General features: G+C 53.2%; 7 protein-coding genes. 6 read left to right on the top strand and 1 reads right to left on the bottom strand.

Annotated features, from left to right (window positions below; genetic code table 11):
* The first annotated feature begins 120 nt into the window (after positions 1 to 120).
* The 4 genes from LDN30_RS02090 (at position 121) to LDN30_RS02075 (ending at position 6,068) form a co-directional block, all read left to right on the top strand.
* On the top strand, positions 121 to 972 hold the full coding sequence (locus LDN30_RS02090) for an OmpA family protein (RefSeq protein ID WP_223924945.1): 852 nt from the start codon (positions 121 to 123) through the stop codon (positions 970 to 972).
* Between the two features lie 228 nt (positions 973 to 1,200).
* On the top strand, positions 1,201 to 4,905 hold the full coding sequence (gene purL, locus LDN30_RS02085) for a phosphoribosylformylglycinamidine synthase (protein ID WP_223928598.1): 3,705 nt from the start codon (positions 1,201 to 1,203) through the stop codon (positions 4,903 to 4,905).
* Positions 4,906 to 4,962: 57 nt separating this feature from the next.
* Complete coding sequence (locus LDN30_RS02080; RefSeq protein WP_223924941.1) at positions 4,963 to 5,496, top strand: chromate transporter; 534 nt, start codon at positions 4,963 to 4,965, stop codon at positions 5,494 to 5,496.
* Entirely contained in the window at positions 5,493 to 6,068 is a 576-nt protein-coding gene (locus LDN30_RS02075; protein ID WP_223924939.1) for a chromate transporter, read from the top strand. Before LDN30_RS02080 ends, LDN30_RS02075 begins: the two co-directional genes overlap by 4 nt.
* Before the next feature lie 105 nt (positions 6,069 to 6,173).
* Here LDN30_RS02075 and LDN30_RS02070 read toward each other — a convergent pair whose 3' ends face one another.
* Positions 6,174 to 7,943 (bottom strand): 1-deoxy-D-xylulose-5-phosphate synthase, encoded by a 1,770-nt coding sequence (locus LDN30_RS02070; protein WP_223928597.1) that lies wholly within the window; start codon positions 7,941 to 7,943, stop codon positions 6,174 to 6,176.
* A 658-nt stretch (positions 7,944 to 8,601) separates the two neighbouring features.
* Here LDN30_RS02070 and LDN30_RS02065 point away from each other — a divergent pair.
* Both LDN30_RS02065 and LDN30_RS02060 read left to right on the top strand, forming a co-directional pair.
* Positions 8,602 to 10,410: an alpha-amylase family glycosyl hydrolase gene (locus LDN30_RS02065; RefSeq protein ID WP_223928596.1), complete on the top strand. Its 1,809-nt coding sequence runs from the start codon at positions 8,602 to 8,604 to the stop codon at positions 10,408 to 10,410.
* A gap of 202 nt (positions 10,411 to 10,612) precedes the next feature.
* Entirely contained in the window at positions 10,613 to 11,878 is a 1,266-nt protein-coding gene (locus LDN30_RS02060) for a glycosyl hydrolase 53 family protein (RefSeq protein ID WP_223928595.1), read from the top strand.
* Positions 11,879 to 12,020: the final 142 nt, after the last annotated feature.

The following is a 12,020-nucleotide window of genomic DNA, read 5'->3' as shown; positions in this document are numbered from 1 at the left end:
TTTTCCAATCAAAATGATAACTTTGCATTTGATTGTACATAAATTCCACGGCTATGGAGTTTTTCGCACTCATGAATGACGTGGAAAAGTATTAATTGAAAACCAAGAAGTAAAATAGTTATGAAGAAGAACCTTTTTGTAGTAGCACTGATGGCAGGAGCTCTTCTCCTCTCCGGATGTGCAAGTAAGAAAGAATTGCAGAACTGCCAGACTGAGAACGCGCAGCTCACCAGCGACTATAACACTGCCAAGACAACCATCGCAGCCAACAACGAGCGCATAAAGAGTCTTGAGGAACAGCTCGCTGCCGCTAAGAGCCATGCCGACGCACTGCAGTCGAGCCTCGACAAGAGTCTGTCGAACGCAGGATCGAGCAACGTGAATATTGAGAAACTCGTCGACCAGATCAATGAGTCGAACCAGTACATACGTCACCTCGTGGAGGTAAAGAGCAAGAGCGACTCGCTGAACCTCGTCCTCACCAACAACCTCACACGCTCGCTGTCGAAGGATGAGATGAAGGAAGTCAACGTCCAGGTGCTCAAGGGTGTGGTATATATCTCGCTGGCCGACAACATGCTTTTCAAGACAGCAAGTTATGAGGTCAACGACCGCGCTAAGGAAACGCTCAGTAAGATTGCCAAAATCATCAACGACTACAAGGACTACGAGGTGCTCGTAGAGGGCAATACCGACAACGTGCCGGTCAACTCGGACGCTCCGTCGATGAAGAACATTCGCAACAACTGGGACCTCTCGGCTCTCCGCGCGTCAAGTGTGGTTCAGTACCTGCAGAATAACTTCGGTGTCGACCCGAAACGTATGACCGCCGGCGGACGTGGTGAGTACAACCCGCTCGTCAGCAACGACACCGAGATTGGCAAGCAGCGCAACCGCCGTACGCAGATTATCATCACGCCGAAACTCGACCAGTTCATGGATCTCATCGACAAGGCACCGGAAGAGAAATAACAACGGACGGAAAGCTGAATGAGGAAAGAACGTTTTAAATAGTACTATAATAAGAAAGGTAAACAGATAAGGACAAAGGTCTTTTCTGTTTACCTTTTTGCGTTTTCTTTGCACAATATGGAAGGCATCCTACTTTTTATTCTACTTTTTATGGTTCTTCCTTCCTTCTTTTTCAGTTTTTTACTACCTTTGCAACATATAAATATACACCTATTTAATAAATAAGCAATGATTCTTTTCTTCAAAACACAGTCGAAGAGCGTGATCGCCACTGAGGCCGACCACAAACTGACAGACGATGAGGTCAGCGAGCTTTGCTGGCTTTATGGTGACGCAACACTACTGAAGGACGAAAAACTTGACGGCTACTACGTAGGTCCACGCCGCGAGATGATCACCCCGTGGAGTACCAATGCTGTTGAAATCACTCAGAACATGGGATTCAAGGGCATCAGCCGCATCGAGGAGTACTTCCCCGTCGACAGCAAGGATGCCGACCACGACCCGATGCTGCAACGCATGTATGACGGTCTGGACCAGAAAATCTTCACCGTCGACCATGAGCCGGAGCCGATAAAGCACGTCGACGACATCGAGAAGTACAACGAAGAAGAGGGTCTTGCCCTGTCGGAGGACGAGATTGCCTATCTCCACAAGATTGAAAAGGAGAACGGACGTCCGCTGACCGACTCAGAGATATTCGGTTTCGCACAAATCAACTCCGAGCACTGCCGCCACAAGATTTTCGGCGGACAGTTCATTATCGACGGAAAGCCCATGGAGTCGTCGCTGTTCAATCTCATCAAGAAGACGACAAAGGAGCACCCGAATAAGATTCTCTCTGCTTATGCCGACAATGTAGCGTTCGCTCAGGGTCCTGTTATTGAGCAGTTTGCCCCTGCCGACCAGTCGACAGCCGACTACTTCCGCATCAAGGACATCGAGAGCGTAATCTCGCTGAAGGCTGAGACCCACAACTTCCCGACAACCGTGGAGCCGTTCAACGGAGCCGCTACGGGCACAGGAGGTGAGATTCGCGACCGTATGGGTGGCGGAACAGGCTCATGGCCGATAGCCGGAACAGCCGTTTACATGACTTCCTACCCCCGTCTCGACGGCGGACGCAAGTGGGAAGATGTGCTACCGGTACGCAAATGGCTCTACCAGTCGCCGGAGCAGATTCTCATCAAGGCCTCCAACGGAGCCAGCGACTTCGGAAACAAGTTCGGACAGCCGCTGATTACCGGTTCACTGCTGACCTTCGAACATCAGGAGAACGGTGAGAAATACGCTTACGACAAGGTAATCATGCTTGCAGGAGGTGTCGGTTACGGCACCAAGCGCGACTGTCTGAAGAAGGAACCGCAGAAAGGCAACAAGGTCGTTGTGGTCGGTGGCGACAACTATCGCATCGGTCTCGGCGGCGGATCAGTATCGTCGGTCGACACCGGACGCTACAGCAACGGCATCGAACTCAACGCCGTTCAGAGAGCAAACCCTGAGATGCAGAAACGCGACTATAACCTTGTGAGGGCTCTCACCGAGGAAGACAGCAATCCGGTTGTCTCGATCCACGACCACGGATCGGCCGGTCACCTCAACTGCCTGAGCGAGCTCGTAGGCGAATGTGGCGGCAGCATCGACATGACAAAGCTGCCAATAGGCGACAAGACGCTCAGTGCCAAGGAGATAATTGCCAACGAGTCGCAGGAGCGCATGGGCATTCTCATCGACGAAAAGTACCTCGACCACGTGAAAAAGATTGCCGACCGCGAGCGTGCTCCGATGTATGTCGTCGGCGAAACGACCGGCGACGCTCACTTCTCGTTCGTTCAGGGCGATGGAAAACGTCCGTTCGACCTCGACGTAGCGCAGATGTTCGGCCACACTCCTAAGACTGTGATGAAGGACGAGACCGTTGAGCGCCACTACGCCAATGTGGAATACGACCCCGCAAATATCGATGAATATCTCAACAACGTCCTTCAGCTCGAGGCAGTAGCCTGCAAGGACTGGCTGACGAATAAGGTTGACCGCTCCGTTACGGGTAAGGTGGCACGCCAGCAGTGTCAGGGTCAGATTCAGCTGCCGCTGAGCGACTGCGGCGTTGTGGCCCTCGACTACCGCGGCAAGGCCGGTATCGCCACCGCCTTAGGCCATGCACCGCAAGTGGGACTGGCCAATCCGGCTGCGGGCTCGGTGATGTCGGTGGCCGAATCGCTTACAAACATCGTCTGGGCACCGCTCGCCGACGGCATGAAGAGCCTCTCGCTGTCGGCAAACTGGATGTGGCCGTGCCGCAGCCAGAAAGGTGAGGATGCACGACTCTATACTGCCGTAAAGGCCCTTTCGGACTTCTGCATCGCCATCGGCGTGAACGTGCCGACCGGAAAGGACTCGCTGTCGCTGAGCCAGCAGTATCCTAACGGTGAGAAGATTATCTCTCCGGGAACCGTTATCGTCACTTCGGGTGGTGAGGTCAGCGACATCCGCAAGGTCGTTTCGCCCGTCCTCGTCAACGACAAGAACTCCTCGCTCTACCATATCGACTTCAGCTTCGACAGCCAGCGCCTCGGCGGCTCGGCCTTTGCGCAGAGTCTGGGTAAGGTTGGCGACGATGTTCCGACGGTGAAGAACCCCGATTACTTCGTCGACTGCTTCAATGCCATCCAGGAACTCGTCAACCGTGGATGGATTATGGCCGGTCACGATATCTCGGCAGGTGGTCTCATCACCACATTATTGGAGATGTGCTTCGCCAATACGGACGGCGGCATCAACGTAAACCTCCACGATCTCGACTCAACGGATATAATCAAGACCCTGTTTGCGGAGAATCCGGGTGTCGTTATCCAGGTTAGCGACAAGCATAAGGACGAGTTGAAGAAGTTCCTCGACGAGGCTGGAGTGGGATTTGCCAAGATTGGCTACCCCGTACCGTCGAGTCGCGAGATAACGGTCGTCAACTACGGCTACGAGCACAGTTTCGACATCGACGCTCTTCGCGACGTATGGTATAAGACGTCCTACCTCCTCGACGAGAAGCAGAGCTTCAACGGCATGGCCCGCAAGCGTTTCCTGAACTACAAGAAGCAGCCTATCGAGATGAAGTTCCATCCTTCGTTCAAGGGCAGTTTCAAGAGTTACGGCATCAGTCCCGACCGCCGCAAGCCGTCAGGAGTTAAGGCCGCCATCATCCGCGAGAAGGGAACGAACGGTGAGCGCGAGATGGCTTACAGCCTCTATCTGGCCGGATTCGACGTTAAGGACGTTATGATGACCGACCTCATCAGCGGCCGTGAGACCCTTGAGGACATCAATATGATTGTCTTCTGCGGTGGATTCTCCAACTCCGACGTTCTCGGCTCGGCCAAGGGATGGGCAGGAGCGTTCCTCTACAACCCCAAGGCCAAGGAGGCCCTCGACAAGTTCTACAGCCGCGAGGATACCCTCAGCCTCGGTATCTGCAACGGTTGTCAGCTGATGATTGAGCTCAACCTCATCAATCCCGACCACACTCACCGCGCTCATCTGACCCACAATGTCAGCCGGAAGTTTGAGTCCAGCTTCCTCGGCGTAACCATTCCTCAGAACAACAGCGTGATGTTCGGCTCGCTGAGCGGCGACAAGCTCGGTCTGTGGGTGGCTCACGGCGAAGGCCGTTTCTACCTGCCGGAGCCCGAGGACCACTACAATGTCATCGCGAAGTACAACTATGCCGAGTATCCGGGCAATCCTAACGGCTCCGACTACAACGTTGCCGGCATCTGCTCTGCCGACGGCCGCCACTTAGCGATGATGCCTCACCTCGAGCGCGCCATCTTCCCATGGCAGCAGGCATGGTATCCTCACGACCACATTGATGACGATGTCACTCCTTGGATTGAGGCTTTCGTCAATGCGCGCAAATGGATTGAAAAAACAATGAAGTAACAATAACCAATCTCCTTCCACAAGTCAGTTGTGGAAGGAGATTTCTTTCAGACAATTATGAGTTTCTATTGGCAGGCTTTTACCACATTTTTCAAGATTGGAGCGTTCACCCTTGGCGGTGGCTACGCTATGATACCGATCATCGAGAATGAGGTGGTTGAAAAACGGAAGTGGATAGACGAGAAGCTATTCACCGACCTCATAGCCGTTGCCCAGACCTGTCCCGGTGTGTTCGCGGCCAACATCAGCATCTTCATAGGCTACAAGCTGCGCAAGACGCGGGGAGCCATCGTCACGTGCCTTGGAGCCTGTCTGCCGTCGTTTCTCATCATTCTGCTCATCGCGATGTTCTTCCACCAGTTCATGGACATTCCATGGATAGCCGCCATGTTCCGCGGCATCCGGCCGGCAGTGGTGGCTCTCATCGCCGTTCCTACCTTCAACCTCGCGCGCCGCACGGGTATCAACTGGCGGAACGCTTGGATTCCCATCGTTTCGGCGCTCCTGATATGGCTCTGCGGGGTCAACCCGATATGGATAATCATTGCCGCCGGCATCGGTGGCTGGCTGTATGGGAGGATGGCAAAATGATCTTCGTAAGTCTTTTCTACACCTTTTTCATCATCGGACTCTTCGGATTCGGTGGCGGATACGGCATGCTGTCGCTCATCCAGACCGAGACCGTATTCCATCACCACTGGCTCACGACCGCCGAATTCACCAATATCGTGGCTATCAGCCAGATGACGCCGGGTCCGGTGGGCATCAACACCGCCACCTACTGCGGCTACGTGGCCGCCCGCAACGACGGTTTCAGCATGTGGATGTCGGTTCTCGGCAGTGCCGTCTCGACCTTTGCCCTCGTCCTGCCGTCCCTTATCCTCATGATTCTCATCAGTAAGATGTTCATGAAGTATATGAACACGAAGATTGTACAGTCGGTATTCTCCGGTCTACGCCCCGCCGTCGTCGGCCTCTTGGGTGCTGCCACACTGCTGCTGTGCAACGGCGAGAACTTCTCCACACCTAATATAAATATGTGGCAGTTCATCATCAGCATCTTCCTCTTTGCCGCCACTTTCGTCGGCACGATGTGGATAAAAGTCAATCCCATCCGCATGATTCTCTATGCCGCCGTCGCCGGACTCGTCCTCCTATACTGACCACCACCGGCAGAAAACGGAAACAGGGCTGGATTTCCACTGTGGAATCCAGCCCTGCTTTCGTTTTACACTTCTTTGTCGTCACCTCCGGCGACAAGAAACGTATTATACGAGATTACGCATAACCTCGGTAAATATCTGATCATCAGTGAGATTATTGTCCTCGATGAGCTTGTTGACGTCGTAACGGTCGTAGAGTTGCTTGCTGATACCGAAGTTCAGCACCTTCACCTGCGTAGGACCATAGTAGCGTGCGATGCGCTCGCCGAATCCACCGTCAAGACATCCGTCCTCGAGAGTGACCACCACCTGATGCGAGAACTGCAGGTCGTGAAGCATCTGCTCGTCGATTCCCGAGAGATAGCGCGGGTTGATAAGCGTTGCCTGGATATTCTCCTTGGCATCGAGGGCGTCGACGAGGTTGCGGCCTTTCTGATAGAAGTTGCCGGCAGCGATGACAGCAATCTTCATTCCCTTCTTTACCATCTTATACTTATTGATGTCGCTGTAGTCGGTATCATACTCTGTTGTGGTGTCGTGCTGCACCTTTCCTGCCGGCACCCGGATAGCCACGGAGTACTTCTCCTGCGCGATGGCCCAGTTTTCCATAGCTTCGAACTCCTCCCACGTTGTCGGTGCGAGGTAGACGAGGTTCGGGATGTGCGCCAGCATCGGTATATCGAAGAAGCAGATGTGCGTGAAGTCGTTCATGCCGTAGATACTTGCACCCATAACATTGATTACTGCCGGATTGCCGTTGACGGCAAGGTCCTGAGCCAGCTGGTCGTAGGTGCGCTGCAGGAATGTGGCATAGGTGGAGAATACGGGGTGGGCACCACCCTTGGCCATGCCCGACGCGAGGGCCACAGCCTCCTCCTCGGCTATGCCGACATCTATATATTGCTTTCCAGCGGCACGACGGCGCTTCTTGTCGAAGCCGAAGCTTGCCGGCACTGCAGCTGCCACGACGACGAGTTTCGGGTCCTCCTTGACTTTCTTGCTGAGGTACTGACCGAGCAGCTCGTTGTAGTTCTCGCCCTCAAACTTCTCCGGGTTCTTGATGTTTCCGGTCTTTACGTCGAACGGGAAGTTCCAGTGCCATGCCTCCTTATCCTCGGTAGCAGGCTTGTAGCCATGGCCTTTCTCGGTGTGGATGTGCACAACGACAGGCACCTTCGTATTCTTCACGCCCTTGAAGACCTCGATGAGCTTGGCGACGTCGTTGCCGTCCTCGAGGTACTGGTACTCAAATCCGAGAGCCTTGAAGAAGTTCAGCTCTGCCTTTCCACCCGTCTCACGGAGGAGTTTGAGGTTGCGGTAGATGCCGCCATGGTTCTCGGCTATCGACATTTCGTTGTCGTTGACGACGATAACGATGCCGGTGCCAATCTCGGCCACGGTGTCCAGGCCCTCGAAGGCCTCACCGCCAGAGAGCGATCCGTCGCCGATGACAGCCACGATATTATACTTCTGCTTGCTAATGTCGCGTGCTTTCATCAGTCCGCTGGCCAGAGCTATCGACGTTGATGTGTGTCCCACCTCGAAGTTATCGTACTCCGGCGACTCTAACGGCGAGCTGTAGCCCGATATGCGGTCCATCAGCGAGGCGTCGAGGAATCCCTCCTTGCGGCCAGTGAGCATCTTGTGGGGATAGCTCTGGTGGCTGACATCAAAGATGAACTTATCCTTCGGACTGTCGAAAACATAGTGGAGGGCTACGGTAGCCTCAACGAATCCGAGGTTCGGACCCACATGGCCACCATGAGTGCTGACGCGGTTGAGGACGCCGGCGCGTACCTCCTCGGCGAGAGTCTTCAGCTCGTCGATGCCAAGACCCTTGAGGTCGGCTGGTGAATTGATATTCTCTATAAACATGATTTCTGCTGAAATAAATTGTTATCCAAATATAATCTGATTCTATTTTCGGCGGCAAAGGTATATATTAAATATGTGAAAAGGACTAACCGGGGGACAGTTTTTTCGTTATAACCCTAATTTGATGATTTTAGTCAAAGACCGTACTTTCATATTGTAACGGCCAAACGAAAGGGCAAAAACGACAAATGACGGTCGCAGGACAACGGAACGGGATGTAAATATATTTCAAACAGATTTCTCTTTCTAACCATCTTCGTAAGTATTTGGTAATCAATCGCTTGACAATACATGCCATTTTGCATTGCAAAACGGCCCGTTTCAGCTTGCAAAACGGACCGTTTTAGAATGCGAAACGGCCCGTTTTAGAAGCCCAAACGGTAGGTATTGAAACGGTGTAAAGATAATTCGCATTTCCGAGGAGTTTCAGTTTGCAAGCTAATATGGCACAAGCAACATTTAGAAACGGCCAATGGTGCATTCTCAAACCAGTTTATAGCCACACGAAGAACGCCATCATAACGAAGCCAAAAAATCCACGGAACAGTTCGATGCAAACGATTGCATCACCTTATCGCAAAATATTCATATCGCCAGAGTACAACCGATGAAAGATATTCCTAACTTTGCAGCGTAAACCTAAGAAAAATAACTATTTATGAAAAAGATACTCACACTCATCGCAAGCGTTTGCATAGCAATCAGCTCTGTTGCACAATCATCATCATTTTCGGGTTGGCCAGCCAACTATGGCGGCGTGATGTTCCAGTCGTTCTACTGGGACAGCTATCAGGACACGCAGTGGACAAACCTCACATCGCAGGCCGACACGCTGGCAAAGTACTTCGACCTCGTATGGGTTCCGCAGAGCGGATACTGCAACAGCCTCACGAATCAGATGGGATATGCCGACATCTGGTGGTTCGACCAGAAGAGTGCTTTCGGCACCGCCGACCAGTTGAAAACGATGATCAGCACCTTCAAGAGCAAGGGATTGGGCACCATCGCCGACGTTGTCATCAACCACAAGAACGGAAATACCAACTGGTGCGACTTCCCCACCGAGACATGGCCGGGCCACGGCACGATGACATGGTCGTTGGCCGACATCTGCAGCAACGATGATGGCGGAAAGACGAAAGCAGCCGGATACAATGTCACGGGTGCTGCCGACACCGGCGACGACTTCGACGGATGCCGCGACCTCGACCACACGAGTGCCAACGTACAGAAAAACATCAAACTGTACCTCCACTTCCTCCTCGAGGAGATGGGATACACGGGTTTCCGCTACGACATGGTGAAGGGTTACGCTCCGAAATACACCAAGCTGTACAACGAGGACGCCCAGCCGGCATTCTCCGTCGGCGAGTACTGGGACGGCTCGGCATCGAAGGTGGAAAGCTGGATATACAATACCGGCAAGACAAGCGCGGCTTTCGACTTCCCGATGAAGTACCTCATCAAGAGTGCTTTCGGTGGCGACTGGAGCAAACTCAGCAACTACGCCTCGTCGTCAGTGGCCGGCAACAGCAGTTGGGCACAGTATGCGGTGACCTTCATCGACAACCACGACACTGGCGAACCGGCATCCAACGCCGACCCGCAGCGCGCCAACGTAGCGGCAGCCAACGCTTTCATCCTCGCCATGCCGGGCACACCATGCGTGTGGATATCGCACTGGAAGAAGTATAAGACCATTATAAAGAAGTGTATCCTCGCCCGCAAGTTGGCAGGAGTGACGAACACCAGTGAGATTGACGCCTCAGAGACGGGCACAACCTACGGTGGATTCACGCTGACGGTAAAGGGCAAGAACGGCAACGTGAAGCTCCTCCTCGGCGGTTCGACAGCTCCCACAACGGGATATCAATTGGCTTGCGAGGGCGACAACTTCAAATACTATGTTTCCGACGGCCTCGACATCTCCGGTATCAACAGCATCACTGACGAACCGGCTGAGACTCACGAGATTCCGAGCTTCTGCACCGTTGCCGACGGCGAGGTATGCGCCTTCTTCGAGGTTCCCTCGACATGGGGCAACGTATCGAAGATAAACTGCTGGGCATGGGACAGCAAGGGCAACTACACCGGTAATAAATGGCCGGGCAAGACCTGCACCTATCTCGGCACGACAACGAAGGGCAACAAGGTGTACAAGTGGACATGGGACCGCAGCTACGTCTCGGCATCAGGAGCTACAGCCTCCGTTCCGACATACATCATCTTCTCGGCCAACAGCGGCTCGCCGCAACAGGACGACATGACTTTCAAGAACGGCAACTACTACGGACTGTCAGAGGTCTACGGCAACGTAATCGAAAACACCAATGGCATCAGCACCGTCACACGGACACCCGACGGCACGTCGGAAGCTTGGTACTCAATCTCAGGAACACGATTCAGCAATAAGCCCACGCAGAAAGGGCTCTACATACATAACGGGAAAAAGATAGTTATTAGATAGGTTATTCAGACACAAGATTGTTATTAGGTTTTAGTAAGTTTGGGGAAAAGGGGACAAGTGATTGCCCCCTTTTTTGTTTTTTTACCGATTATTTTTGTCTGTGCGAACGAAATGATGTAATTTTGCGGCACAATTACATCACAATACTAAAACAGAAATATCCAATAACAAATACATCGACTTTTACCATTCAACTGAAATCATGAGAGGAATCAAGGCAAAAACACTCATCCTTGCACTCTTTGCACTATGCATCAGTGCAAAAGCGCAAAAATATGTCGGCGGCGACATCTCCCTCCTCCCCACCTACGAGGAGCACGGTGTGCGCTATCTCGGCCGGCAGGGCAACAATAATCAGGTGCAGCCGCTACAGTACTGGGCCGACAGCGCAAAGTGGAACGCGCTCAGGGTGCGCATCTTCGTCGACCCGTCGAAGGCCAGCGAGAGTGACAAAGGCGAGGGGGTACTCCAGGACCTCGACTACGTAACGAAACTCGGCAAGCGCATCAAGGACGCGGGATATGCCTTCATGCTCGACTTCCACTATAGCGACACATGGACGGACCCGGGAAAACACTCCACACCGGCATCGTGGAACTCTGACAACCCGACGGTCCTCGCCGACAGCGTGTACAACTACACGCGGCGGGTGCTCAACCATCTCATCGCCAACGGGGCAAAGCCCGACTTCATCCAGCCCGGCAACGAGATCACGTACGGAATGCTCTGGCCTACAGGACACTGCTATCCATCGGGAGCCGGATACGGCGGCGGCACATGGGCCAACTTCATTAAGTATCTCAAAGCCGGCGTAAAAGCATGCCGCGAGGTGTGTCCGGACGCTAAAATCGTGCTTCAGACGGAGATGAGCAGGGCAAATAATGTGCCTACATTCTATAATACCATCGGCTCGCAGGTCGACTACGACATCATCGGTTTCAGCTACTACCCCGACTGGCACGGTCCGCTGAAGAACTTACGCAGTGTGCTCAACAAGCTCGAGACGCAGCATGCCGACAAGGATATAATGGTTGTGGAGACGGGATATGAGGCACAATGGCAGATAGGAAACACCTACAGTCCCTCGCAACTTGGCTGGGAGCTGTCGGAGGAAGGACAGAGGCAGTTTGCCGCCGACCTCGTCGACGAGCTCAACAAGCACCCGAAGGTGACCGGACTCTTCTGGTGGATGCCCGAAGATAACGAGTTTTGGGCCGACAAGGACCCGGCGTTGAAGGCGTGGTGGAACGCATCGCTCTACACGCAGAATACGGGAAAGCCGCTCGCGGCGATGTTCGAGATGCAGCGTTTCCTCAACAGCACGCCGTCAGCAGTAGAGAAGGTCACGACAGAGGGGGCCAAGAGCCAAACTTCCAACATTTGGTATAATCTTCAGGGTCAGCGCGTTAGCAGTCCGAAAGCCAAAGGAGTATACATCAACGGCGGCCGGAAGATTGTAGTGAAATAACGAAAACGAAACTATACGGGGGCTACGTGATGCCCCCAACAGAACAAAAAAAATGGGCTGGAGAATCTAAGTGAAAAAATAATGGGGTATTTTTAAGCCCCCAACAGAACAAAAAAAACGTGGGCTGGAGATTCTCCGGTCC

It is taken from the genome of Prevotella lacticifex (genome assembly GCF_019973375.1).
In the GTDB taxonomy this organism is placed as follows: Bacteria; Bacteroidota; Bacteroidia; order Bacteroidales; family Bacteroidaceae; genus Prevotella; species Prevotella lacticifex.
This window is presented reverse-complemented; position numbering and strand designations above follow the sequence as displayed.